Origin of the sequence: Coprococcus sp. HPP0074 (assembly GCF_964238105.1) — a bacterium.
Classification (GTDB): Bacteria; Bacillota; Clostridia; order Lachnospirales; family Lachnospiraceae; genus Faecalimonas; species Faecalimonas umbilicata.
On sequence record NZ_CAXSKS010000001.1, the window covers coordinates 99,521 to 126,229 of the forward strand.

The following is a 26,709-nucleotide window of genomic DNA, read 5'->3' on the forward strand; positions in this document are numbered from 1 at the left end:
TTTCTGTAAGTAATTCATCAGTTTTTTCATTCTGGTTTTCCTCCTTCCCTGATTACTGAGTTTATTATATCGGATGGGCAGAAAACCTGCGTGCCATATCAAAAAGAAATGTAGCCAATTCTTGAGAGGGGAAAGAAATATCATGCAGCCGTCTTATGAAGAGAAAAAAGAAAAGTTCAGTATGATAAGGAAAAAACCACATCATGTTCCCCCTCACCTTCACAATGCCATAGAACTGGTATATGTAACAAAAGGGGAGGTGGAGCTTGGCATTGGATATGAGTTGTATCATATGGAAAAGGGGGATTTTGCTATTGTTTTTCCAGATTTGATTCATCATTATCAGGTGTTTTCAAAGGGGGAAAATGAGGTGTACCAGTTTTATGCTTCTTTGGAACTAAGTGGTCCGTTTATGGCGCTTCTTCAGAAGAAATGTCCGGAAAACCCGGTGATTGCCAGCGCAGATTTACATAGAGAAGTTAAAAACGCCCTGAGTTGTCTGACAAAAGATCAGAAAGTCAGTGAGGTTGTGGGGCAGGCTTATTTGCAGATTATATTATACCGGTGCAGGGAAACATTCCGATTCATAGAAAAAGACAGTGTGGGGAGTAATGATCTGATATATGCAGCGATGACCTATCTGTTGTCACATTTTCAAGAGGAACTTACACTTGGGAAAGTGGCATCAGCTCTGGGAACTAATAAGTTTGCCCTATCAAAAATTTTTTCAGGTATTTTTCATACAAATTTCAACCAATACTTAAATGAAATTCGTTTAAATTATGCGACCTCTTTGTTGGAAAATACGGATAGAAGGATTACAGATATTTATCTGGAAGCTGGATTTGAAAGCCAGAGGACATTTAATAGAGTTTTTCGACAAAAGTATGGGCGGACGCCTAGTGAATATCGAAAAACATGGTGGGAAAAATAGAACATGTCTCATTATTACTTATAGAAAAGAAACATATCGACAAGTAAATTTAAAGGATATATTCAAAGAGAAGTATTATATTTCCATCAAAGATTAAATGGAAAAATTTTAGAGGTAGGAAAAATACGATTATAATGAATGGTCGATAGATTCCTAAATTTAGATGTAAAGTAGGATTTATTAAATGATTTGGCACAAATTTCGTTATATGATGAAGAAGTGTTTAGATGAATAAAAATTCTGAACGCTTTGTGTTATAAATATAAGATTAAATTATTTCGAAAAATTTTTCTCTTTTAAGGAAAGATGATTTTAAATAGAACTATATTGTATGTAATCGTTATGTTCAAAAAATGATATTACGATGCTATTGTTTGAATTAGTACATACTTTATAACAATTACAAGGACAAAGATAGTTTGATTGGGAGAATAGTTTAGAAGTAATATCGTTATTTCTAAATCGTGGAGTGAAAAGCCGATACGTTCTGTTTCAAAAAAATTTCAAAGATGTTGACGACAAGATTTTTCGGGAGTATCAAAAACTAGAAAATAAAATGGAAAGAAAAAAACAGATTCGGATACTCCTTTTTTACTGTTGACTGGAGAGGAGGGAAGATTGTGCAATGTCAGGGGGAAGGGAGGATCCATTATCCACAGGAAATGGTAGAATTTGTTTGCTTAAGATAATAGCAACACAGGCAGAGGGATTAGAATATTCTTCTGCCTTTTCTTATAAAGAAAGGAGCAGAATTGATTATCCACTTATTGTAGATGATATTTTTTCTTGTCTTGGTGATTTTTGTTTTCAAGAAAAGGTGGAACAGGAGATTAAAGCAAATGTGAAAGCAGGATTATCCTACGTAGAATATAATATGCAAAGCAAAAACGGACCATCAAAAATCTGGTCTACAGCAAAACATATTTTGGGGAGAATATGAAATTTGTCTGGATAGTGAAAAATATAAGGGCGTTTTACGGGCATTGGCATTTTTGACTTTGGGAAAAAACAGTTTAACATTTATGATGGGTGGTTGGAAAGATTTTTTAGGTTTTAATAAATTCAATTCAGATTAACCATTCAAAGTTATAAAAATTGGAAATATTTATCGTATTCCCAAGTCTTTCTTCGCCCATTGGTTAGATGAAGGAAACTAAACCATGTTTACAAACATAGATGCAGGTATTGACACACACAAATCAATTATGTTACGGTGCTTTATGGCGAAAGAAAGCATATAAGCACCTACCAAATAGGTACTTTATTCTAAAAAGCAGATACGGACATTGCTTCAAGCGGCGTAAGAATACCATTCTGTTTATTTAGAGATTTTACTGGCTTTGTTTGTAGGTTTACGCAAGGGTGAAATTTTAGGGTTAAAATATTCAGAATTTTTCAAGAATTAGAAATTCGAAAAAAGGAAAATATGCAGTTGTTTGAAAAACTTGGAGAAGATAAACCAAAATTTGCTTGAACTCCTTCTGCAAAAAGCATATAATATGATGGGTTAGCATGCTGTCTCAGAATGTTATCTGCTGCTTTATATCAAATAATATCATATTCTCATATAGGGTGTTAAATGATAGAAAAAGCAGGACAAAATTTTTAAGAATTTAATTGCAAAATAAGTGATTTATAGTATTGAATTATGTTATGCAGTGCTATGTATTTTATGCAAGACTATGAAAATGGTGTATAATTATGCATAGTGTTGCACAGTAGAAAAAAAGTAAATTTGTTACGCAAGGGCAAATTACTTTTTGGTATATATTAGACAAAAACGAAAGGAGAAATATGAGAAAACTAGCTTTAAGTGATGAAATATTACTAAAAATCGAGAAGCCGGCCCGCTATATCGGGAACGAAGTGAACTCGGTGATGAAAGATAAGAACGAGGTGGATATCCGTTTCGCTATGTGCTTTCCGGATGTGTATGAGATCGGGATGTCTCATCTGGGTATCCAGATTCTTTACGATATGTTTAATCGGAGGGAGGATGTCTGGTGCGAACGGGTGTATTCGCCGTGGATGGATTTAGACAAAATTATGCGGGAAAAGAAGATTCCTCTGTTTGCGCTTGAATCTCAGGATCCAATCAAACAATTTGATTTTCTTGGAATTACGATCCAGTATGAAATGTGTTACACAAACATCCTTCAGGTGCTGGACTTAAGTGGAATTCCGTTGTTTGCCAGTGAAAGAAACGAGGAAGATCCGATTGTGATCGGCGGAGGTCCATGTACTTACAATCCGGAACCGTTGGCAGACTTTTTCGATATTTTTTATATCGGAGAAGGAGAGACAGTCTACGATGAACTTTTGGATGCGTACAAAGAGCATAAAAAGATAGGAAGCAGCAGGAGGGAGTTTCTGGAGCGCGCAGCAGAGATTCCTGGACTTTATGTGCCGGCATTTTATGATGTAACTTACCATGACGATGGGACGATTGCCTTTTTTGAACCGAATAATGTTCACGCGAAGCCGACTATTGAAAAGCAAATGGTACTAAATGTTACAGACACCTATTACCCGGAGAAGCCAGTTGTGCCATTTATCAAAGTGACTCAAGACAGAGTTGTGTTGGAAATTCAGAGAGGATGCATCCGTGGATGTCGTTTCTGTCAGGCGGGAATGCTGTATCGCCCAACAAGGGAACGTGCGTTAGAGCGCTTAAAAGAGTATGCATACAAAATGTTGAAGAGTACCGGACATGAGGAAATCTCACTAAGTTCATTGAGCTCCAGTGATTATTCGCAATTGAAGGGGCTTGTGAATTTTCTGATTGAAGAATTTAAAGGAAAAGGAATCAACATTTCTCTGCCATCCCTCAGAATAGATGCGTTCTCACTGGATGTCATGAGCAAAGTGCAGGATATCAAAAAGAGCAGTCTGACCTTTGCTCCGGAGGCAGGTTCTCAAAGACTTCGTGACGTTATCAACAAAGGTCTGACAGAAGAGATTATTTTAGAGGGGGCAGGTCAGGCGTTTGAAGGAGGGTGGACGAGAGTAAAATTATATTTTATGCTGGGCCTTCCGACAGAGACGGAAGAAGATATGAAAGAGATTGCACATTTGGCTGAAAAAGTGGCAGAGCGCTACTATCAGATTCCAAAAGATCAGAGGAATGGAAAATGTCAGATTGTTGCAAGTACTTCTTTCTTTATTCCAAAGCCGTTCACACCATTTCAGTGGGCGACGATGTGCAACAAGGAAGATTATATCCAGAAAGCACATATTGTAAATAATGAAATGAAAGCGCAGTTAAACAGAAAGAGTTTGAAATATAACTGGCACGAGGCAGATGTCACTGTGCTGGAAGGAGTTTTTGCGCGCGGGGATAGAAAAGTATCAAAGGTAATCTTAGAAGCTTATAAAATGGGATGTCTGTATGATTCCTGGTCTGAGTTTTTTGATAATGAGAAATGGATGGAGGCATTTGAAAAGACAGGTGTTGATATTGGATTTTATAATTTGCGGCAGAGAGATATGGATGAGATTTTTCCATGGGATTTCATCAATATCGGTGTGACAAAGAAATTTTTACAGCGCGAGTGGGAACGGGCTATGAAGGGCGAAGTGACACCAAACTGCAAAATGAAATGTGCAGGATGTGGAGCGGCGATTTACGGAGGAGGTGTCTGTGTTGAAAGCAAGAATTAAATTTCGAAAATATGGTGTGATGAAATTCATCGGACATCTGGATATTATGAGATATTTTCAAAAGGCAATGAGAAGGGCGGAAATTCCAATTGCATTTACGGGCGGATATAGTCCGCACATGGTGATGTCGTTTGCAAATCCGCTTGGAGTGGGTCTGACAAGCGATGGAGAATACTTCGATATTGAATTGTCTGAGTCTGTTGATTTTGCGCAGGCAGTTCGAAGATTAAATGAAGCAATGGTGGAAGGGATGGAAATCGTCAATATGATTGAAATCTCAGACGATAAGAAGAAAACCGGAATGGCGATTGTCGCTGCAGCAGATTATCTGTCTGAGTTTGTAATGGAACATCCAGTGGAAAATCTTGCTGATAAGATTGATGCCTTTCGGAGTCAGCCAGAGATCATCGTATGGAAAAAAACGAAAAAGAGTGAAAAAGATGTCAATATTAAGCCTATGATCTATGATATGAGAGAACAAGACGGAAAGGTTTATATGCTTGTGGCAACTGGAAGCGTGGAGAATTTGAAACCAGAGCTTGTTATGCAGGCATTTGGAAAATTCCTTGGAATAGATTTGGAAGAGACTGCGATGCGCCATCATCGTCTGGAAGTGTATGCGGATGTGGGAAGTGAGGGACAACGTCATCTAGTACCATTAGACCAGCTGGGGATATAGGTGATTCGGAATATGAAAAGAAAGTTAGTGATCACAAAAATAGCAGAGCAGGTCGTGACAGCCGTGTTAGAAAATGAAGAAGTGGTGGAAATTCATGTCAGCGATAAAGATACAGAGGCGTACCGTGTTGGAAATATTTACGTGGGGAAAGTAAAAAACATTGTCCCAAATATTCAGGCTGCCTTTATCGAAATTGCAAACGGGGTGGAGTGCTATTACTCTATCCCTCAGAATCCTTCCCCACATTTCACGCAGAAAGTCGGGAAAAAGCCGCTCTGTATCGGGGATGAGCTGCTTGTTCAGATCCAGAAAGAGGCAGTTAAAACGAAGGTGCCGACAGTGACTTCCAACTTAAGTTTCACAGGGAAGTATGTTGTCTTAACGTCTGGTATCAAAAAAATTGGAATTTCTTTCAAGATCACAGGAGAAAAGCGGGCACAGATTCAGGAGACTGTCGAAGTTCTCCGATCGGAAAGATATGGATTTATTGTCCGCACAAATGCCAGAGATATTCCGGCAGATCTTGTGAAAGAAGAGTTGGGGCAGCTAGCAGAATCTTACATGCATTTAGTTGAGATTGCGCAGTCACGCAAGGTATTTAGCTGTCTTTTGGAGGCCCCTTTTACATATCTGTCAAATATCCGTGATATTTATCAGGAAGGATTGACAGATATTGTTGTAGAGGAGAGCCTTTTTGAAGATGTAAAGCAATATTTGGCGAAAGAGCAGCCAGAGGATTTAGAAAAGCTTGTATGTTATGCTGACAGGCAGCTACCACTTTATAAGTTATATTCGCTGGAGTCTGTCATTTCACGGGCGCTATCAGAGAGGGTGTGGATGAAATCAGGCGCTTATCTTGTGATTCAGCCGACAGAGGCGCTGACGGTGATCGATGTCAATACAGGAAAATGTATTGCAGGTAAGAAAGATGACGAAGTTTATATGAAAATCAACCTCGAAGCAGCCAAAGAAGCGGCAAAGCAGATTCGGCTCCGCAATCTCTCAGGGATCATTCTGATTGATTTTATTAATTTGAAATCAAAAGAGTGTACAAAAGATCTGTTGGAAGTGTTTCAAAAAGAATTGCGGAAAGATCCTGTCCAGACAATTCTTGTAGATATGACGGGATTACAGCTTGTAGAAGTGACTCGAAAAAAGGTTCGAAAGCCATTGAGAGAGGTTGTTGTCTCTGCAAAAGAAGCAAACAGGCGGAAATAATAAGAAAAGAGGAGAAAAATGGCAAAAAAAGAGCTGAAGACCAATGCGATGAGGATACTGGAAAAAAAGAAAATCCCATTTACATATATCACTTATGAGTGTGAGGAGTTCGTGGATGGGGTACAGATTGCAGATAAGCTCGGACAACCGCATGAGCTGGTGTATAAAACACTTGTGACAGTCGCAAAGAGCAGAGAGCATTATGTATTTGTTATTCCGATTGAAGAGGAGCTGGATTTAAAGAAAGCGGCCCGGGTTGTCGGAGAAAAATCTCTCCTTATGCTTCCGCTGAAAGATCTGACTGCCGTGACAGGGTATATCAGGGGAGGATGCACTGCGATTGGGATGAAAAAGCCGTTTCCGGTTGTCGTAGAAAAATGTGCAGAGGCCTTGGAGGAAATGATTGTAAGTGGCGGCAAAATAGGAATGCAGATCAGATTAACGCCGCAGGATTTTCAAAAAGTGACAGGAGCGGTGTTTGAGGAAGTGGTTGTATCTGTAAAAACAGAGGAGATTTTATAGAAAAAGTTATAAATTTCTTAAGGCTTTCTGAAAGAGATAGAAATTTTTAGTCAGATATAGTAGAATACAGAGAAAATAAGAGAGAAAGGATAAGAGGAACAAGGAATGTGGAACAGAGTGATTTTTGGCTATGATTTTTATCATGTGTTGCTGTGGTTTCTTGCGTATAGTATGCTTGGTTGGCTGGTAGAGTCCATTTATATGTCGATCTGCAACCGAAAGCTTACAAACAGGGGATTTGCAAGAGGACCGATCTGTCCGATTTACGGGGTGGGAGCTTTGACAGTATTTTTTTTATTGAAGCCATACAGTGATAATCTTTGGAAATTATTTTTCTTTGGATCTTTGCTTGCAACGACTTTGGAATATTTCACAGCAGTATTGATGAATAAAATTTTCGGAGAGATCTGGTGGGATTATACGGACAAGCCATTCAATTACAAAGGGATTCTCTGTCTGGAAAGTTCAATCGCATGGGGGTTTTATACGATTGGATTATTTGTATTTCTGCATAAATTTGTAGAGGGATTCGTAAACGGGATTCCGATGATGGCAGGAAAAGCGCTCGGAGGATTTTTGGCGGTGCTGTTTACACTTGATTTTGCAAATGCATTCTATCGTGAGAAGCGGGAGGCACTTCCAAAGCAGTTGATTCGGATTCGAGAGGGAATCCTGAATAGATTTTCAAGATAGAAGAAAGTGCAGGAGGTCGTTAGGACATTCTGTACTTTTTTTCTTTACAGAGTAAAGAAAAGGTGTTATAGTACGCTTATAGTTAAGAAATATTCTGAATCATTCGGGCGTGTCTGCCGAAGAACCCAACGAGCTATGAGAAAAGTGAAAAAAGAATTGACAATCACAAGTAAGTAAGATACTATATTAATTAGAAAAACGAACATAAGTTCGTATTTGAAAAGGAGAATATTATGGCAGGAGACGATAAATTAAAAGCATTAGATGCAGCAATTGCAAAGTTGGAGAAGGACTTTGGAAAGGGAGCAGTGATGAAACTTGGAGATGCGGCGGCAAATGTCAGTGTTGAGACAGTACCTACTGGTTCTTTAAGCCTAGACATTGCACTTGGTCTTGGTGGAGTGCCAAAGGGACGTATCATCGAGATTTACGGACCGGAGTCAAGTGGTAAGACGACAGTAGCGCTCCATATGATTGCAGAAGTACAAAAAAGGGGAGGCATTGCAGGCTTTATTGATGCAGAGCATGCTCTGGATCCAGTTTATGCGAAGAATATCGGGGTAGATATTGATGAACTGTATATTTCACAGCCGGACAGTGGTGATCAGGCGTTGGAGATTACAGAGACAATGGTGCGCTCGGGAGCGATGGATATCATTGTTGTCGATTCTGTTGCCGCACTTGTTCCGAGACAGGAGATTGAAGGGGATATGGGAGATAGCCATGTTGGTCTTCAGGCACGTTTGATGTCTCAGGCGCTCAGAAAGCTGACACCAGTTATCAGTAAGTCTAATTGTGTTGTGATCTTTATTAATCAGCTCCGTGAGAAAGTCGGTGTGATGTTCGGAAATCCAGAGACAACAACCGGTGGACGTGCGTTGAAGTTCTATGCATCTATTCGTATGGATGTCAGAAGGACAGAGACGTTAAAGCAGGGTGGAGAGATGGTCGGTAACCGTACCAGAATTAAAGTAGTGAAGAATAAGATTGCACCGCCGTTTAAGGAAGCTGAGTTTGACATTATGTTCGGGAAAGGAATTTCGAAGGAAGGAGACATTCTAGATCTGGCAGCAGGGCTTGATATTATCAATAAGAGTGGTGCATGGTATGCATACAATGGCGATAAGATTGGACAGGGCCGTGAGAATGCAAAGACATATCTCTCTACACATCCAGAAGTGATGGAAGAGATTGAGGCAAAAGTACGGGCACATTATAAGCTTGACGGAGCGGCAGGAGAAGAGGAACTTGCAGCGGAACAGAAGGCAGATGAATAAGAGATGATTGTCACGAAGGTAGAGATTGTATCAAAAAACAGGTATAAAGTAGAGGTTGACGGAGAGTTCGCTTTTGTTTTGTATCGAAGAGAATTGTCACACTATCAGATCAGAGAAGAATGTGAAGTCTCAGAGGAGAGTTTTGAACAGATTAAGAAAGAAGTGATTATAAAGCGGGCTAAGCTTCGCGCAATGCATCTTCTCAATGACATGGATCGGACAGAATCACAGCTCCGCACGAAACTCAGACAGAGTTGTTATACTGAAGATGTGGTAGAAGCTGCACTGGCATATGTGAAGTCATTTGGTTATATAGACGACCTTGACTATGCAAAGCGATACATTCAGAACAGACAGAATCAGAAAAGTAAAAGGGAATTGTATGCACAGCTTGTAGGAAAAGGGATTGAAAGAGAACTGATTGAGCTTGCCATGGAGGAATGCTATACAGGAGAAGATGATGAGATAGAAGCGATCCGCCAGTTGGCAGCAAAGAGGAAATATCATTTTCGCGATGCTACAAGAGAAGAGCAGCAGAAACAAACGGCTTATTTTATGCGGAAGGGATTTTCTTATGAGAATATCCGAAGAGCTCTGGAGGCGGAAGAAGTATATTGGTAGAGATAGCTGAGAGGTTCATAAAAATGACCAAAACGGTGTAAGGATACTTGACATATTTGTGAAAACGGTATAAAATCTAAGTGTTGTATTTGTGTACAATGAAAATTAAATAAGGAGGTGCTCCTGTGCCGATAGTATCAATAATTGCTGGTCTGATTGCAGTTGTGGCAGCTGTTGTTATTACTTACTATGTAACGGTGAACAATCTGAAGAAAGATGCAGATTCAAAGATTGGGAATGCTGAGAACAAAGCAAGAGAGATAATAGATGATGCTTTAAAGAATGCAGAGGCAAAGAAGAAGGAAACGCTTCTGGAGATCAAGGAAGAGTCCATTAAGACAAAAAATGAACTTGAGAAGGAGACAAAAGAGCGTAGAGCAGAGTTACAGCGCTATGAAAAACGTGTCTTATCTAAAGAAGAAGCGCTTGACAAGAGAGCCGATGTACTGGAACAGCGTGAATCGAAGATTACAGTAAGAGAAGAGCAGATCAAACAGCGTGAGATCAAAGTAGACGAGCTTAACAGTAAACGAGTACAGGAACTGGAAAGAATCTCAGGACTTACCTCTGAACAGGCAAAAGAATATTTATTAAAAACTGTTGAAGATGATGTAAAACATGACACTGCGAAGATGATCAAGGAACTTGAAAATCAGGCAAAAGAAGAGGCTGGAAAGAAAGCAAGAGAATATGTTGTGACAGCAATTCAAAAATGCGCGGCAGATCATGTTGCAGAAACTACAATTTCTGTAGTACAACTTCCAAGTGATGAGATGAAGGGACGTATTATCGGGCGAGAAGGTCGTAATATCCGTACACTTGAGACAATGACCGGGGTAGAATTGATTATAGATGATACACCGGAGGCTGTTGTGTTATCAGGTTTTGATCCGATTCGCAGGGAAGTGGCAAGAATTGCGCTGGAGAAACTGATTCTTGACGGACGTATCCATCCGGCAAGGATCGAAGAGATGGTAGAGAAAGCGCAGAGAGATGTAGAAGCAATGATCCGTGAGGAAGGAGAAGCGGCAGCTCTCGAAGTGGGCGTACATGGTATTCATCCTGAGTTACTCCGTCTTTTAGGAAGAATGAAGTTCAGGACAAGCTATGGACAAAATGCATTGAAACACTCCATTGAAGTTGCACAGCTCTCAGGACTGCTTGCAGGAGAGATCGGTCTGGATGTCAGACTGGCTAAGCGAGCAGGGCTGTTACATGATATCGGAAAATCGATTGATCATGATGTAGAAGGATCTCATATCCAGATTGGTGTGGATCTTTGTAGGAAATACAAAGAATCTGCTACAGTTATCAATGCAGTGGAATCTCACCATGGTGATGTAGAACCGGAAACACTGATTGCATGTATTGTGCAGGCAGCGGATACAATATCGGCTGCAAGACCGGGTGCGAGAAGAGAAACGTTAGAGACGTACACAAACAGATTAAAACAGTTAGAGGATATTGCGAACCAGTTTAAAGGTGTCGATAAATCTTTTGCAATTCAGGCAGGTAGAGAGATTCGTATTATGGTAGTTCCAGAACAGGTATCTGATGACGATATGGTATTGATGGCAAGAGATATTTCAAAGCAGATTGAGTTTGAATTGGAATATCCTGGTCAGATTAAAGTAAATGTAATCCGTGAGTCAAGAGTGACAGATTACGCAAAATAGACCAAGAACTATATAGAATCAAAGACCACAAAAGTGAAAAATAACAGGCAGTGGAGAGCAGTCTCTATTGTCTGTTATTTTTTGTTATAGGAAATATGTTCTATGAAATAACAGCGCTCCGCACTTAAGGGAATGCGGAAGTTTACAGAGAAAGGAAGCAAAGACAATGGAAAAAATTAAAAGACGGAAGCGGGAACTGGTTTATCAGGGGGCAGTTCTGAATGTTTACCGAGATCAGGTAGAGCTGCCAAATGGAAATGTGGCAGAGTGGGACTATATCCACCACGATGGCGCGGCGGCGGTTGTCCCTGTGACAGAGGATGGGAAGATTCTTATGGTAAGACAATACCGGAATGCGCTTGACAGAGCAACCTTGGAGATTCCGGCGGGAAAATTGGATGATCCAAAGGAGGAAGGAATTATCTGTGCAAAAAGAGAATTGGAGGAAGAGACAGGATTCCGATCAGAGCAGTTGGAATGGTTGATCACACTTCGTACGACAGTGGCATTCTGTAATGAGCGGATTGAAATTTTTGTGGCAAAAAATCTAATTCCGACAGAACAACATTTAGACGAGGATGAATTTGTTGAAGTGGAAGCATATACAATGGAAGAACTGAAAGAAAAGATTTTTGCAGGAGAGATTGAAGATGGAAAGACAATCTCTGCATTGATGGCATATGCCGTAAAGTACTGTTAGAAGAAAATGATAGTTGAGAATCTGGGAAAGAAATCGAAATAAGCGGAAAGGATAAATACAATTCCATCAGCCGAAGAAGAGGTCATGAAGAACATGTGGAGGACATATATATAGAGTATCTGAAAACAGGAGGGATGTTTTTGAAGATACAACAGAGTAAAAAACAGTTTTTGATTTTTTATATGTCTGGATTTCTGGCGGGAATCTTATATGCGAACATGGTATCGGACAGTTATCTGGAATCGTACGGTGTTTTTAGTGAGTACTTTCTCAGACAGTTCCAGATTACAGAGATTATCCCAGAAGCATATTTGGGATATCTTCTTCGTATTCGGATAATCCCAGCCGGAGTTCTTCTGGCAGCGGGCTGTACAAGATGGAAACAGATGGTGGTGGTGGTGACGCTTCTTTGGACAGGCCTCACAAGCGGCATTGTATTGACGTCAGGAATTCTTCAGCTTGGAGCTACTGGAATCGTGATTTGTGCGGTGGGAGTATTTCCGCAAATTTTCTTTTACCTCCCGTCGGCTCTTGTTTATCTATGGTATCTATATTTATCGCCGCAAGTCAGGTGGAATAGCGGGAAAAGCATTTTCACAGGCCTAATGTTTCTGACAGGTATCGCCTTGGAGGCATATATCAATCCGGTATGTTTAAAGGCTGTCATTCGCTTGTTTGTGAAGTGATGCAAAGAGTTATGAGAAGAGAAAGCATATTCTGACAGAGGGAGTATCCTTTGGTCAAAATATGCTTTTTGTGTTGCATCAGACTGAGGGATTCCGATGAAAAAGATGGAAGAGTTCCCAGAGACAGAGAAGTGTGATTGTCAGCTGGCTTCCAAGCAGTCCCCAGAGATAACCGCGGATTCCGGCAAGAGGAATCAAAAAGAAAACACTAGCGATACGCAGCAGCAGTCCGACGGTATTGACGAAAAAGGAAGAGACGGTATATCCTAGCCCGTTCAAAATGCTGACCAGTGTGGAATTTGTGTAGAGAAAAGGGCAGATCCAGGCGAGTGTAAGAATCAGACTACCTGCAAGGGTGCTGTGAAATAAGGTGCTCCCAATGAAACGACCAAACAGCAAAAATCCAATGGTACATGACAGACCAAGTGCAAAACAACAGAAAAAAACTTTTTTAATTAATAACAGAAGCGTTTCGCGTTTTTGTGAAGCTTGAAGTTCTGCAACTGTAGGGAGCAGCATGACGGAAATCGAATTTGTCAGCGCAGATGGGAATAAAATACATGGGAGAGCCATTCCAGTCAGAACGCCGTAGAGGCTAAGAGCTTCGCTTCGGTTGCTTCCATATGTGATCAGTGCTTTTGGAATAGAGATCGCCTCAATACTTTGCAGAAGGTTTAGTAGAATGCGGTTGGCAGTCAGTGGGACTGAAAGCCGGAAAAGTTCTCCTACATAGGAAAGACAACGGTGTACTGTTTGAATAGAAGTGTGTACAGGATGGAGATGGTGCGTATGAAAAAACATTTGGGCACAAAACAAGGAGGAAAAGATTTCTCCGGCAACAAGCCCTGACACGGCAAGCGTCACAGAAAGTGTACCCTGATCATGAAGAAGATAAAGGGAAAAAAGATAGACGGAGAGTACGCGGGCAATTTGCTCGATGAGTTGTGAGGCTGCTGGAATACCGGTGCGTTTGAGACCAAGATAATAGCCACAGATACAGCTGTGGATCGCGGCAAATGGAAATGCATAGGACATTGCAGTGAGAAGCGGGATACAGCGTGTTTCACCAATAAAATAAACGGCAATCATGTGTGCGTTATTCTGGAGAAAAATGGTAACAATACATGAGAGAAGAAAGGAAATACTCATTCCGGTAAAGAGAAATTCCCTGGCTTCCTGAAGTTTTCCGAGCGCTGCTTTTCTTGCGACGCAGCGGGAAATGGTCGTCTCAATTCCTGCTGCTGTCAGAGAGAAGCAGAGGGCATAAACTGGAAAAATAAGTTGATAGAGCCCCACACCTTCTTCGCCAAACGTCTGACTTAAGTAGACACGGTAGAAGAAGCCGATCAGGCGTGTGATGATGCCGGTGGTGGTAAGGATGAAAGTACCTTTTAAGATTGTATATTTTTTAGACATAATGACTCCGGTGACAAGATATGTAATCTGTATAAACATATTCAAAACAGAGTCTTGACAGAACAAAAAAGGAGTGGTATTCTACAAAATGTAAATCCTAGTAATTAAGTAGGGATTGAGAATAAAGAAGGTGAGAACTTGAAATTATCTACAAAGGGGAGATATGGACTCCGCGCATTGATTGATCTTGCACAGTACAGTGAGATTGAACCGGTTTCAATCAGCAGTATTGCAGCGCGTCAGGGGATTTCGGAACGTTATTTGGAGCAGCTGATGGCGAAATTAAAGAAGGCAGGGCTGATCAAGAGCATTCGTGGTGCTGGTGGTGGATATGTGCTCGCCAGAGAAGTAGAAAGTATATCCGTTGGAGACGTACTCCGTGCGCTGGAAGGAAATTTAGAACCGGTAGAGTGCAGTGGGCTTCACCCAGAAGAAGGATGCGAGGCCGCAGGAGGATGTGTGACGAAGTATGTCTGGCAGAAAATCAACGAAAGTATTAATCAGACGGTGGATGAGATCAAGCTTGACCGTCTGGTAGAAGAGAGCAAGGCGATGAAGGGACAACAGATTCCTGGTCAGATGCATTGCGGAAATTAGGAGGATACAGACATGGAAAAATTGATTTATTTAGATAATGCAGCAACGACAAAGACAGCTCCGGAAGTTGTAGAGGCAATGCTGCCATACTTTACAGAATATTATGGAAATCCATCCAGCGTGTATGGGTTTGCAGCAGGCAATAAAGAGGTTATCACGAGACAGAGAGAGACTATTGCAGAGATTATTGGCGCAGAGGCAAATGAAATTTATTTTACAGCAGGTGGTTCAGAGTCTGATAACTGGGCGCTGAAAGCAACTGCAGAATGTTATGAGAACAAAGGCAGACATATCATCACTACAAAGATCGAACACCACGCAATTCTTCATACAGCAGAGTATCTGGAGAAAAAAGGGTTTGAAGTGACGTACCTTGATGTGGATGAGAAGGGATTGGTAGACCTGGAGCAACTCCGTGCGGCAATCCGCCCGGACACTATTTTGATTTCTGTCATGTTTGCAAACAATGAGATTGGTACAATTCAGCCGATCAAAGAAATCGGGGAAATCGCACAAGAACATGGGATTTTGTTCCACACAGATGCTGTACAGGCATTCTGTCAGGTGCCGATCAATGTAGATGAATGTCATATTGATATGTTAAGTGCGAGTGGGCATAAGATCAACGGGCCAAAAGGAATCGGATTTCTTTATATTCGTAAAGGGGTAAAGATTCGCTCTTTTGTTCATGGTGGAGCGCAGGAGAGAAAGAGACGTGCCGGAACAGAGAATGTGCCTGGAATCGTAGGACTTGGAACTGCTGCAAAAAGAGCAGCTGAGTCGATGGAAGCGAGAACAAAAAAAGAAGTGGAATTAAGAGACTATTTTATCAATCGGATTCTCACTGAGATTCCATATAGTAGACTCAATGGACATGAGAGCAAAAGACTGCCAAATAATACAAACTTTAGTTTCCAGTTTATTGAAGGAGAATCGCTTCTAATTATGCTGGATATGAAGGGAATCTGCGGTTCCAGCGGATCGGCCTGTACATCTGGATCTTTAGACCCATCTCATGTGCTGCTTGCGATTGGACTCCCGCATGAGATTGCACATGGCTCCTTGCGTCTGACTCTGAGTGAAGAGACAACGAAGGAAGATCTTGATTATACAGCGGATGTATTAAAAGAGATTGTGGAGCACTTAAGAAAGATGTCCCCGCTCTATGAAGATTTTCAGAAGAAGCAGAAAAAATAAGAAAAGAAAGCAAAATAGAATCAAATAAAAAATCAAAGAGCAGTAGGCCGGGATCAAGCAGCCCTGCTGGAAGAATCAGGAGGAAAAATATTATGTATACAGAGAAGGTTATGGATCATTTTCAGAATCCAAGAAATGTAGGAGAATTAGAAAACCCAAGTGGGGTAGGAACTGTTGGAAATGCAAAATGTGGTGATATTATGCGAATTTATCTTGATATTGATGAAGATCAGATCATTCGTGATGTAAAATTCAAAACATTCGGTTGTGGAGCTGCTGTTGCCACAAGCAGTATGGCAACAGAACTTGTAAAGGGAAAGAGTATTTATGAAGCACTGAAAGTGACAAATAAAGCTGTTATGGAAGCGCTTGACGGACTTCCGCCGGTGAAAGTTCACTGTTCTCTTCTCGCTGAGGAAGCAATTCATGCAGCGCTTTGGGATTATGCAGAGAAAAACGGAATCAAGATTGAAGGATTGACGAAGCCGAAATCTGATATCCATGAAGACGAAGAGGATGAGGAAGAATACTAATCCGAATACAAAAACACAGTCTGGCATCTGCCGGGCGGGAGGAATTTAGATGAAGAAAAAGGTAGTCGTAGGAATGTCAGGAGGTGTGGATTCTTCGGTAGCAGCATATCTGCTCAAAGAACAGGGGTATGATGTAATCGGGGTGACGATGCAGATCTGGCAGGATGAGGATCGCGCAGTTGAAGAAGAAAACGGAGGCTGCTGTGGGCTCAGTGCGGTTGATGATGCAAGACGTGTTGCGGCGGCACTTGAAATTCCATACTATGTAATGAATTTTAAGAAAGAATTTAAAGAAAAGGTCATTGATTATTTTGTGCAGGAATATCTGCATGGGCGAACTCCGAATCCATGTATTGCCTGTAACCGTTATGTGAAATGGGAATCCTTGTTAAAGAGGAGTATGGATATCGGAGCAGATTATATCGCAACCGGGCATTATGCAAGAGTTGTGCAGCTGGAAAACGGACGGTATACATTGAAGTGTTCAGCGACTCTGGCAAAGGATCAGACGTATGCTCTTTATAATCTGACGCAGGAACAGCTGAAGAGGACACTGATGCCGGTCGGTGAGTATACGAAAGACCAAGTGAGGGAGATTGCGGAAAAAATAAATCTTCGCATTGCCAATAAGCCGGATAGTCAGGATATCTGTTTTGTACCAGATGGAGATTATGCTTCTTTTATTGAAGAAGAGGCGGCTGTGAAGATTCCGGAAGGAAATTTCGTAGATCTTGATGGAAGAGTACTTGGGAGACACAAAGGCATCACGCACTATACGGTCGGTCAGCGAAAAGGACTTGGGTTGTCTTTGGGACATCCGGCTTTTGTTCTTGAGATTCGGCCGGAGACAAATGAGATTGTAATAGGAAGTAATGAAGATTCTATGTCCTATACACTGAGAGCGAATCAGTTGAATTTTATGTCCATCGAGGATTTAACCGGTGAGATGCGCGTATGGACTAAGATTCGTTACAATCACAAAGGGGCATGGTGTACAATCCGAAAGAGCGGAAAAGATGAGGTTACATGTACCTTCGAGGAACCGCAGAGAGCGATTACTCCGGGACAGGCAGTTGTTTTCTATGATGGAGAGTATGTTGTCGGAGGAGGTACTATTCTATAGAAGCAACATGCTGTTCGAACAGAAAAAATGTGAAGGAGGGAAAGGATGAAAGCGGATTTTCATATGCATTCCAGTTTTTCATCTGATGCAGAATTTGAACCGGAAGCAATGATACAAGAGGCAATCAGAAGAGGGCTTCAAACGATTTGCTTTACCGACCATCAGGATAAAGATTATCAAGGAGGATCTCTTTCCTTTACGTTCGATACGGAATCTTATTTTCGGACAATGCAGAGACTTCAGCAGGAATATCGCGAGAAGATAGATGTGCGGATCGGTGTAGAACTGGGACTTCAGCCGCACCTTGGCGAGTACTATAAACAGTATGTCAGTCAGTATCCGTTTGACTTTGTGCTCGGATCGGTGCATGTGATTCAGTCGGAAGATCCGTATTATCCACAGTTTTTCGAGAAAAGAACAGATCGGGAAGCATATGAGGCGGCTTTTTTGGCAACACTGGAAAATATCCGTGCAGTCTCAGAATTTGATGTACTCGGTCATTTGGATTATATCGTGCGCTATGGAAGGAGTATAGAGAGCTATTCTTACAGTACCTTTTCAGATCTGATCGATGAAATCCTGCGGGAGCTGATCGACCGAGGGAAAGGGCTGGAGCTGAATATGGCAGGATATAAGTATGGACTTGGATTTGGTCATCCGCATCCGGATATTTTAAAGAGATATCGGGAGCTTGGCGGAGAGATTGTTACAGTCGGTTCGGATGGACATAGACCGGAGCATCTTGCTTATGCATTTGGACTTGTAAGTGAGATCCTGCATAGCTGTGGCTTTCAATATTATACAGAGTTTAAAGGAAGAAAACCTGTTTTTCAACAACTTCCATAAAATTGTAAATATGACTTGAATTTTCTGTGCGGATTTAGTACAATAAATAAAGGTTGATGAATCTTTAACAAAGTTAAGGAATTGTCAAATACAAATAATAGTTTAAGAAACTTTAGGAGGAATTAATCATGGCAGTAAAAGTAGCGATTAATGGATTTGGACGTATTGGACGTCTTGCATTCAGACAAATGTTCGGAGCAGAAGGATATGAAGTAGTTGCAATCAACGACTTAACATCTCCAAAAATGTTAGCTCACTTATTAAAATATGATTCATCTCAAGGAAAATACGCTTTAGCTGACAAAGTAACAGCTGGAGAAGATTCTATCACAGTAGATGGAAAAGAAATCAAAATCTATGCAAAAGCAAACGCTGAAGAACTTCCATGGGGAGAAATCGGAGTTGACGTTGTATTAGAATGTACAGGATTCTATACATCTAAAGCAAAAGCTGAAGCTCATATCAAAGCAGGAGCAAGAAAAGTTGTTATTTCTGCACCAGCTGGAAATGATCTTCCAACAATCGTTTACAATGTAAACCATGAAACATTAAAACCAGAAGATACAGTAATTTCTGCAGCTTCTTGTACAACAAACTGCTTAGCTCCTATGGCTGATGCACTTAACAAATTAGCAACAATTAAATCTGGTATCATGTGTACAATCCACGCTTACACAGGAGATCAGATGACACTTGATGGACCACAGAGAAAAGGTGATTTAAGAAGATCACGTGCAGCAGCTGTAAATATCGTTCCAAACAGCACAGGTGCAGCAAAAGCAATCGGACTTGTTATTCCAGAATTAAACGGAAAATTAATCGGATCTGCTCAGCGTGTTCCAACACCAACAGGATCAACAACAATTTTAACAGCAGTAGTAGAAGGAAATGTAACAGTTGAAGAAATTAATGCAGCTATGAAAGCAGCAGCAAACGAATCTTATGGATACAACGAAGATGAGATCGTATCAAGCGATATCGTTGGAATGAGATATGGTTCATTATTCGATGCTACACAGACAATGGCTCTTCCATTAGACAATGGAACAACAGAAGTTCAGGTTGTAGCTTGGTATGACAATGAGAATTCTTACACAAGCCAGATGGTAAGAACAATCAAATACTTCTCTGAATTAGCTTAATTTTAAAAGATTCGGAATAAGAAGATCCAAAAGGGTCCGGTCTTATGGGCCGGACCCTTTGCGGGTTTAAAAAAGATAAGTTGACTTTTATTTTTATAGTCAAGGAGGATATAAACATGCTTAACAAAAAATCAGTAGATGATATTAATGTAAAAGGGAAAAAAGTACTTGTAAGATGCGACTTTAATGTACCGCTGATCGATGGAAAGATTACAGATGAGAACCGTCTTGTAGCAGCGCTCCCTACAATTAAGAAATTAATCGCAGACGGTGGAAGAGTGATTCTCTGCTCACACCTTGGAAAACCAAAGGGAGAGCCAAAACCGGAATTATCTTTAGCACCGGTTGCAGCAAGACTTTCTGAGTTATTAGGACAGGAAGTGAAATTTGCAGCAGATCCAGAAGTTGTTGGACCAAATGCAAAAGCAGCAGTGGAAGCTATGGAAGACGGAGATGTGATTCTTCTTGAAAATACACGTTACAGAGCAGAAGAGACAAAGAACGGAGAAGCATTCAGCAAAGAACTTGCTTCTTTATGTGAAGTATTCGTAAACGATGCGTTCGGGACAGCACATAGAGCACACTGCTCAAATGTTGGTGTGACACAGTTCGTTGATACAGCAGTAGTAGGATACTTAATGCAGAAAGAGATTGACTTCTTAGGAAATGCAGTAAACAATCCAGAGAGACCGTTTGTTGCAATTCTCGGAGGAGCAAAAGTATCAAGCAAGATTTCTGTTATTGAAAATCTGTTAGAGAAAGTAGATGTTCTGATCATTGGTGGAGGTATGTCTTATACATTCAGCAAAGCGCAGGGTGGAACAGTCGGAAAATCTTTATTAGAAGAAGATTACTGTGAATACGCACTGAACATGATCAAAAAAGCAGAAGAAAAAGGTGTAAAATTATTACTTCCAGTTGATAATGTAATTGCAGATGATTTCTCTAACGATGCAAATACAAAAGTTGTTGCAAGCGGAGAGATTCCGGACGGATGGGAAGGACTCGATATCGGACCGAAGACAGCAGAGTTGTTTGCTGAGACAGTAAAGACAGCAAAGACAGTTGTATGGAATGGACCGATGGGAGCATTTGAGATGCCGAAATTTGCAGCAGGTACAGAAGCAGTTGCAAAAGCACTTGCAGATACAGAAGCAGTTACAATCATTGGTGGTGGAGATTCTGCAGCAGCAGTAAACCAGTTAGGATACGGTGACAAGATGACACACATTTCAACCGGTGGTGGAGCTTCTCTTGAATTCTTAGAAGGAAAAGAATTACCAGGTGTTGCAGCAGCAAACGACAAATAAGAAAATACTTTAGCGCAAAGCAGGGGTGCTGCAAAATAGAAAGTTTTTACAAGGGATCAGCAATGTTTAATGGGTGACAGATGCTAGCTTGTAGAAAAGCTTCACTTTGCGGCAGCCCTGTTTACATATAGATATTTTTAGGAAAGAGGACGTTAAAAATGGCAAGAAGAAAAATTATCGCAGGAAACTGGAAAATGAATAAAACTCCAAGTGAGGCAGTGGCACTTGTAAATGAGTTAAAACCATTAGTGGCAACAGAAGATGCAGATGTTGTATTTTGTGTACCGGCAATCAGCATTATTCCGGCAATGGAAGCAGCAGAGGGAAGCAATATTGCAATCGGAGCAGAGAATATGTACTTCGAAGAGAGTGGAGCTTACACAGGAGAAATCTCTCCTGCAATGCTTACAGATGTTGGTGTGAAATATGTTATCATTGGACACTCCGAGAGACGTGAATATTTTGCGGAGACAGACGAGACAGTCAATAAAAAAGTGAAAAAAGCATTTGAGCATGGCATTACACCAATCGTATGCTGCGGAGAAACTCTGACACAGAGAGAGCAAGGAGTAACAATCGACTTTATCCGTCAGCAGATTAAGATTGCATTTCTTGATGTGACAGCAGATCAGGCAAAGACAGCAGTAATTGCATATGAACCTATCTGGGCAATCGGAACTGGTAAAGTGGCTACAACAGAGCAGGCACAGGAAGTGTGTGCAGCAATCCGTGCATGTATCGCTGAAATCTATGATGAAGCAACTGCTGAAGCAATCCGCATCCAGTATGGCGGCAGTGTGTCTGCAGCAAGTGCACCAGAGTTATTTGCACAGCCAGATATCGATGGAGGACTTGTAGGAGGAGCTTCCTTGAAACCAGATTTTGGAGCGATCGTGAACTATAATAAATAATAGAAACACTTTTTGTGGAATCATTGCGGATGCTGCAGCAACGCATTAGGAAAGCGTGTTGCAGCAGATGACTTTATGAAAAACGAAATGACCGGCAGAGGGAAGACGATAGAATTTGAATCTATCCCTCTGGCGGTCATTTGTGATATGCCCGGTTTATGTTTATGTTTGAAAAATGTAATTTTGATCGGGAACAGGAATAAGATCCCATAGCAAATGTACGTTATAAGCGGAATAAAAACTGTGCGGCTTCGTTAATGGCTTCTGTCGCCGTCTTCATATTTGACATTTGAAAAACATGCCACATTCCTTTGTAGATAGTCAGCTTTGCAGCGACATCCTGTCGAAGAAGTTTCTTGTGTAAGTCTGTGGAGTCATTCAAAAGGATTTCATTGGTTCCAACCTGGATATAGACGGGAGGAAACCCCGTGTAATCTCCGTAAAGTGGGGAAACAAAAGGATCTGCATAAATGCTGGCATCACTATTGCTCTCTGGTACATAGGCACACCGCGCGCGTTCAAGATAATCCTTAGTCAGGATTGGATCCAACGCCGCTTTTTTTTCGTGGGATGCGCCACTTAATGTCAGATCTGTCCACGGAGAAAAGAGAACAAGAGCTTTTGGCAGAATCCGTCCATCTTCCTTTAGCTTCAACGCAAGTGAGAGAGCCAGATTACCGCCGGCAGAATCCCCAGCGAGAATAACATTTTTTGCACCGTATCCCAAGTGCATCAGATACCCCCACACTTTTAATGCATCTTCCAATGCTGCCGGGGAGGGATGCTCCGGGGCAAGGCGGTAGTTGAAACTTAAAATGTCAGAGGAAGAAGCAGATGCAAGCTTTGTTGTCAGTGTACGGGAATATTCGAGACTTCCGGTAAAGAAGCCGCCGCCGTGACAGTATAAGATAATTGTCTCGTTCTGGTGTGGACGATTCAGGCGGATCCACTCTGAGGGAATATCATCGATCAAAAATTCAGTGTAGGATGCTTCGCTTTGCTTTGTCCCGAGCAGTCGCCCGAGGTTTGCCTGAGAGCGTCTGTATTTTTCTAAATCGTCATTGACTGTAAAATTATGAATAGCCTTGATGATCTTCATCAGACCCTGTTGTTTTTTCTCTTGATTTGGCATAAATCCTCGTATCCTTTCTTGTAGTAATTTATTCTATCACAAAGCAGTTGTCATATACAATCAAATTCTTTATAATAAAGCTAGGAAAGGAAGAAAAAGATGAATAACAGAAATCAATGGTTAAAACTGGACTTGTCGGGCAATGTTTATCCGACACTTCAGAGAAAAAGTTTCTCATCGGTATTCCGCGTTTCTGTCACCTTGAAAGAAAAGGTAGATCCTCAGATTCTCCAGAAAGCTTATGAGAAGACACTTCCGAGATTTCCATCCTTGAAAGTTGCATTGCGAAAAGGATTGTTTTGGCGTTATCTAGAGCCAAATAAAAACCCGGTGCCGCAGGTGGAGCGAGATGTCAAAAATCCATGCATGCCGATGGATTTTAAGACAAAGCACCGCTATCTGATCCGTCTGTATTATTATGAATGTCAGATTTCTTTTGAAGTATTTCATTCTCTGGCCGATGGTCTTGGGGCAGTTACTTTTTTAAAGACACTGACAGCAGTTTATCTGCGGATGCACGGTGTGAAGATTCCGGATGAGGAGGGGATTCTTTCTGTAGAGGAGGAACCAAAAAGAGAGGAACTGGAAGATTCTTATATGAAGTATGCCAATTCTAAGGTGACACCAAAGAGGAGTCAGGGCAGTGCCTATAGGGTGCGCGGGACAAAAGAACCGTTCTATACACTGAATATTATCAGTGGAAGTATGAGTGTCAGTGATCTTAAGACAGCATCGAAAAAATACGGTGTGACGATCACGGAGTATTTAAATGCCGTATTGGTGTATGCATTGATTGAGAATCAGAAGTGCAGCAAGGTGTGGAGGGAAAAGCCGGTGAGGATTGCAATGCCAGTCAATCTGAGACAGTTTTTCCCATCAAAGACACTTCGGAATTTTATTACAATGGTTTATCCCGGAGTGGATCCGCGGATGGGTGAATATAGTTTTGAGGAGATTTTAAAAGAGATTCACTATTATATGCGATATCATATCAATGAGAAGTTTTTGAATGCAGATATTACGACGAATGCAAAGACACTGCAGAGTCCGCTAATCCGTATTGTTCCGCTTTGTATTAAGGATATTGTCGTTAAACAGTTTTACAAACATGTGCAGGATTGTCAGTCTTCCGCGGGGCTTACCAATCCTGGAATCATCAAAGTTCCCGCGGAGATGGAACCGTATCTGGAACGATTTGATGTGCTGATGGGACAGCCATTCTCCGCTCGGACGAATTGTGCGATCGTAAGTTATAACGGTCTTACGACCATCAATTTTGCGAGCAGTATTGTGGAGAATGACATTGAGCGGGTATTTTTCAGAAAATTGGTAGAAGAAGGGGTTGCTGTGACAATTCAGAGCAACCGAGATTAGAGGTGTGAGATGGCTTATTGTGTAAATTGTGGGGTGAAACTGGAGGAGACGCTGACCAAATGTCCGCTTTGCAATACTCCGGTGTATCATCCACAGGAGGAAAAAACAGAGAAAAAAGTTCCGCCCTATCCATCTGAGCGCGGAACAGTGGAGAAGGTAAAACGGACAGACCTTGCAATCCTTTTGATCGTGCTTTTTGGAAGTACAGCTGTGGGCTGTGGACTTTTGAATTTGTTTGTATACAAGGGAAGTTTATGGTCGCTGTATGTGATTGGGGCATGTCTTGTATTTTTAGTGTTTTCCATTCCAATCATGGTGTATCGGAAGTTGCCGTATATTTTGATGGTACTGATAGATGGATGTGCGGTTCTTTTTTATCTGGCGCTTGTGGCATGGGTGAATCACGGGATGGACTGGTATGTGCAGATTGCAGTCCCCATTATTCTGCTCGGAACGGTTCTTGTGGCAGTACTGCTATATGTCTATCAGCATGTCAGCAGATCTATTTTGTTTACGGCGATGGTTGTTGTGATCGAGATGGCAGTGTTCTGTGCGGACATTGATCTGAGTGTGTGTTATTATCTTCATGAAAAATTCTGTCTGACATGGTCCGCAGCGGTTGTTGTCTGTGCAGCGATCATTACAGTGTCTCTGATTACTGTAATGCGGATTTCAAGACTGCGGGAGGAAGTGCGTCGCCGAATGCATATTTGAGTCTTGCAACGAGAGAAAAAATCATGTAAAATAAACTTCGTAGAAATTACGACATTTTTTTAACATAAAGGAGATTTGCTATATGAGTAAGAAACCTACGGTTTTAATGATTCTTGACGGATATGGTCTGAATGAAAAGTGCGAGGCAAATGCGGTGTGCGAGGCAAAGACACCGGTTATGGACAGCCTGATGAAAGAGTATCCGTTTGTAGAGGGAAATGCAAGTGGAATGTCTGTGGGACTCCCGGAAGGACAGATGGGAAACTCAGAAGTAGGACATCTGAATATGGGCGCTGGAAGAATTGTATATCAGGATCTGACAAAGATCACGAAAGCAATTCAGGACGGAGATTTCTTTGAAAATGAGGCGCTGCTTACAGCGTGCAGAAACGCAAAGGAAAACAATTCTGCGCTTCATCTGTTTGGACTGGTATCCGATGGTGGAGTGCACAGTCACAACAGCCACATTTACGGACTTTTAGAACTTGCAAAGAAAGAAGGGCTTGACAAAGTCTATGTACACTGCTTCCTTGATGGCCGTGATACTCCACCGGCTTCAGGAAAAGATTATGTGCAGGAATTATCTGACAAGATGAAAGAAATTGGTGTTGGAGAAGTGGCTTCTGTAATGGGACGTTATTATGCGATGGACCGCGATAACCGATGGGATCGTGTAGAACTTGCATACAATGCAATGGTAAAAGGAGAAGGAGAGCAGGCCGAATGTGGAGTTTGCGCAGTGCAGAAATCTTACGATGCAGGAAAGACAGATGAGTTTGTTGTGCCGACTGTTGTTGTAAGAGATGGGGCTCCGATTGCAACGATCAAAGACAAGGATTCTGTGATTTTCTTCAATTTCCGCCCGGACAGAGCAAGAGAGATCACAAGAACATTTTGTGATGATGCGTTTGATGGATTTGACAGAGGAGAGCGTGTGAAGACAACTTATGTATGTTTCACAGAGTACGATGTAACGATCCCGAATAAACTTGTTGCATTCCACAAGACAGAAATTACAAATACATTTGGTGAATTCCTTGCGGCACACAACATGACACAGGCAAGAATTGCTGAGACAGAGAAGTACGCACATGTGACATTCTTCTTTAACGGTGGTGTGGAAGAGCCGAATAAAGGAGAGGATCGTATTCTTGTAAAGTCTCCAAAAGTGGCAACGTATGACCTTCAGCCGGAGATGAGTGCTTTTGAAGTGTGCGATAAACTGGTAGATGCGATCAAATCTGACAAATACGATGTAATTATCATTAACTTTGCAAATCCAGATATGGTAGGACATACCGGAGTTGAGAATGCAGCGATCAAAGCAATTGAAGCAGTAGACGAATGTGTCGGAAGAACTGTGGAAGCGATCAAAGAAGTGAATGGACACATGTTTATCTGTGCTGACCATGGAAATGCAGAGCAGCTTGTAGATTATGAAACAGGAGAGCCGTTTACAGCACATACAACAAATCCGGTTCCATTTATTCTTGTCAATGCAGACCCTGCATACAAGTTAAGAGAAGACGGATGTCTGGCAGACATTGCTCCAACGCTGATCGAACTGATGGGAATGGAACAGCCGGAAGAAATGACAGGAAGATCCCTGCTTGTAAAATAGCGAGAGGCTGATTTGTTGTTAGGGAGCAAAGTGAAATATTCCCCAAAAGGCAAAAGAGAATATTCAGAAGAATTTACGACCTTGGATAGAGGAAACTCCTCTATTCAGGGTCTTTTTTGGCTCTTTG

At 41.4% G+C, this 26,709-nt stretch carries 25 protein-coding genes; 23 read left to right on the forward strand and 2 right to left on the reverse strand.

Translation table 11 applies throughout. The annotated features are described in order from the left end of the window. The first annotated feature begins 142 nt into the window (after positions 1-142). The 12 genes from ACESPO_RS00510 (at position 143) to ACESPO_RS00565 (ending at position 12,666) form a co-directional block, all read left to right on the forward strand. Entirely contained in the window at positions 143-934 is a 792-nt protein-coding gene (locus tag ACESPO_RS00510; RefSeq protein WP_119987217.1) for a helix-turn-helix transcriptional regulator, read from the forward strand. A 676-nt stretch (positions 935-1,610) separates the two neighbouring features. Next, the gene (locus ACESPO_RS00515; protein WP_499788320.1) at positions 1,611-1,874 is read left to right on the forward strand and encodes a hypothetical protein; all 264 of its coding nucleotides are present in this window, start codon (positions 1,611-1,613) and stop codon (positions 1,872-1,874) included. An 854-nt stretch (positions 1,875-2,728) separates the two neighbouring features. After that, entirely contained in the window at positions 2,729-4,594 is a 1,866-nt protein-coding gene (locus tag ACESPO_RS00520; protein WP_270665519.1) for a TIGR03960 family B12-binding radical SAM protein, read from the forward strand. Then, complete coding sequence (locus ACESPO_RS00525; RefSeq protein ID WP_016438574.1) at positions 4,575-5,273, forward strand: TIGR03936 family radical SAM-associated protein; 699 nt, start codon at positions 4,575-4,577, stop codon at positions 5,271-5,273. The genes ACESPO_RS00520 and ACESPO_RS00525 overlap by 20 nt, the downstream gene beginning before the upstream one ends. A gap of 12 nt (positions 5,274-5,285) precedes the next feature. Next, on the forward strand, positions 5,286-6,491 hold the full coding sequence (locus ACESPO_RS00530) for a ribonuclease E/G (RefSeq protein WP_499788321.1): 1,206 nt from the start codon (positions 5,286-5,288) through the stop codon (positions 6,489-6,491). Positions 6,492-6,509: 18 nt separating this feature from the next. Further along, entirely contained in the window at positions 6,510-7,013 is a 504-nt protein-coding gene (ybaK, locus tag ACESPO_RS00535; protein ID WP_270457132.1) for a Cys-tRNA(Pro) deacylase, read from the forward strand. 105 nt (positions 7,014-7,118) lie between these two features. Continuing rightward, positions 7,119-7,706 carry a putative ABC transporter permease gene (locus ACESPO_RS00540; protein ID WP_009262004.1) on the forward strand — a complete coding sequence of 196 codons (588 nt, stop codon included), beginning with the start codon at positions 7,119-7,121 and terminating at the stop codon, positions 7,704-7,706. A gap of 233 nt (positions 7,707-7,939) precedes the next feature. Then, positions 7,940-8,983: a recombinase RecA gene (recA, locus tag ACESPO_RS00545; protein ID WP_008975349.1), complete on the forward strand. Its 1,044-nt coding sequence runs from the start codon at positions 7,940-7,942 to the stop codon at positions 8,981-8,983. 3 nt (positions 8,984-8,986) lie between these two features. Further along, entirely contained in the window at positions 8,987-9,604 is a 618-nt protein-coding gene (locus ACESPO_RS00550) for a regulatory protein RecX (protein WP_499788322.1), read from the forward strand. A 125-nt stretch (positions 9,605-9,729) separates the two neighbouring features. Next, on the forward strand, positions 9,730-11,280 hold the full coding sequence (gene rny / locus ACESPO_RS00555; protein WP_008975351.1) for a ribonuclease Y: 1,551 nt from the start codon (positions 9,730-9,732) through the stop codon (positions 11,278-11,280). Between the two features lie 166 nt (positions 11,281-11,446). Beyond that, positions 11,447-11,980: an NUDIX domain-containing protein gene (locus ACESPO_RS00560; protein WP_499788323.1), complete on the forward strand. Its 534-nt coding sequence runs from the start codon at positions 11,447-11,449 to the stop codon at positions 11,978-11,980. A 134-nt stretch (positions 11,981-12,114) separates the two neighbouring features. Next, positions 12,115-12,666: a stage II sporulation protein M gene (locus ACESPO_RS00565; protein WP_499788324.1), complete on the forward strand. Its 552-nt coding sequence runs from the start codon at positions 12,115-12,117 to the stop codon at positions 12,664-12,666. Positions 12,667-12,744: 78 nt separating this feature from the next. On the opposite strand, the gene ACESPO_RS00570 is transcribed toward ACESPO_RS00565, so the two are convergent. Then, on the reverse strand, positions 12,745-14,082 hold the full coding sequence (locus tag ACESPO_RS00570) for a polysaccharide biosynthesis protein (protein ID WP_499788325.1): 1,338 nt from the start codon (positions 14,080-14,082) through the stop codon (positions 12,745-12,747). A 138-nt stretch (positions 14,083-14,220) separates the two neighbouring features. Here ACESPO_RS00570 and ACESPO_RS00575 point away from each other — a divergent pair, with 138 nt between their 5' ends. From ACESPO_RS00575 to tpiA, 8 genes are all read left to right on the forward strand, one after another. Continuing rightward, positions 14,221-14,679: an RrF2 family transcriptional regulator gene (locus tag ACESPO_RS00575; RefSeq protein ID WP_009261998.1), complete on the forward strand. Its 459-nt coding sequence runs from the start codon at positions 14,221-14,223 to the stop codon at positions 14,677-14,679. Between the two features lie 12 nt (positions 14,680-14,691). Continuing rightward, positions 14,692-15,876, forward strand: a complete 1,185-nt coding sequence (nifS, locus tag ACESPO_RS00580; RefSeq protein WP_009261997.1) for a cysteine desulfurase NifS — start codon at positions 14,692-14,694, stop codon at positions 15,874-15,876. Positions 15,877-15,968: 92 nt separating this feature from the next. Continuing rightward, entirely contained in the window at positions 15,969-16,409 is a 441-nt protein-coding gene (gene nifU, locus ACESPO_RS00585; protein ID WP_008975357.1) for a Fe-S cluster assembly scaffold protein NifU, read from the forward strand. A 49-nt stretch (positions 16,410-16,458) separates the two neighbouring features. Next, on the forward strand, positions 16,459-17,532 hold the full coding sequence (gene mnmA / locus ACESPO_RS00590) for a tRNA 2-thiouridine(34) synthase MnmA (RefSeq protein ID WP_009261995.1): 1,074 nt from the start codon (positions 16,459-16,461) through the stop codon (positions 17,530-17,532). Positions 17,533-17,577: 45 nt separating this feature from the next. Then, positions 17,578-18,378 (forward strand): histidinol-phosphatase HisJ family protein, encoded by an 801-nt coding sequence (locus ACESPO_RS00595; RefSeq protein ID WP_009261994.1) that lies wholly within the window; start codon positions 17,578-17,580, stop codon positions 18,376-18,378. Between the two features lie 128 nt (positions 18,379-18,506). Continuing rightward, entirely contained in the window at positions 18,507-19,520 is a 1,014-nt protein-coding gene (gene gap, locus ACESPO_RS00600; protein WP_008975360.1) for a type I glyceraldehyde-3-phosphate dehydrogenase, read from the forward strand. A gap of 116 nt (positions 19,521-19,636) precedes the next feature. Further along, positions 19,637-20,830: a phosphoglycerate kinase gene (locus ACESPO_RS00605; protein WP_009261993.1), complete on the forward strand. Its 1,194-nt coding sequence runs from the start codon at positions 19,637-19,639 to the stop codon at positions 20,828-20,830. A gap of 158 nt (positions 20,831-20,988) precedes the next feature. Further along, positions 20,989-21,741: a triose-phosphate isomerase gene (tpiA, locus tag ACESPO_RS00610; protein WP_009261992.1), complete on the forward strand. Its 753-nt coding sequence runs from the start codon at positions 20,989-20,991 to the stop codon at positions 21,739-21,741. 223 nt (positions 21,742-21,964) lie between these two features. On the opposite strand, the gene ACESPO_RS00615 is transcribed toward tpiA, so the two are convergent. Next, the gene (locus tag ACESPO_RS00615) at positions 21,965-22,873 is read right to left on the reverse strand and encodes an alpha/beta hydrolase (protein WP_008975363.1); all 909 of its coding nucleotides are present in this window, start codon (positions 22,871-22,873) and stop codon (positions 21,965-21,967) included. Between the two features lie 99 nt (positions 22,874-22,972). On the opposite strand from ACESPO_RS00615, the gene ACESPO_RS00620 reads away from it, so the two are divergent. From ACESPO_RS00620 to gpmI, 3 genes are all read left to right on the forward strand, one after another. Further along, the gene (locus ACESPO_RS00620) at positions 22,973-24,247 is read left to right on the forward strand and encodes a hypothetical protein (protein ID WP_009261990.1); all 1,275 of its coding nucleotides are present in this window, start codon (positions 22,973-22,975) and stop codon (positions 24,245-24,247) included. Between the two features lie 9 nt (positions 24,248-24,256). After that, positions 24,257-24,961 carry a DUF6320 domain-containing protein gene (locus tag ACESPO_RS00625; protein WP_117577192.1) on the forward strand — a complete coding sequence of 235 codons (705 nt, stop codon included), beginning with the start codon at positions 24,257-24,259 and terminating at the stop codon, positions 24,959-24,961. Between the two features lie 82 nt (positions 24,962-25,043). After that, positions 25,044-26,582, forward strand: a complete 1,539-nt coding sequence (gpmI, locus tag ACESPO_RS00630) for a 2,3-bisphosphoglycerate-independent phosphoglycerate mutase (protein WP_499788326.1) — start codon at positions 25,044-25,046, stop codon at positions 26,580-26,582. Positions 26,583-26,709 lie beyond the last annotated feature (127 nt).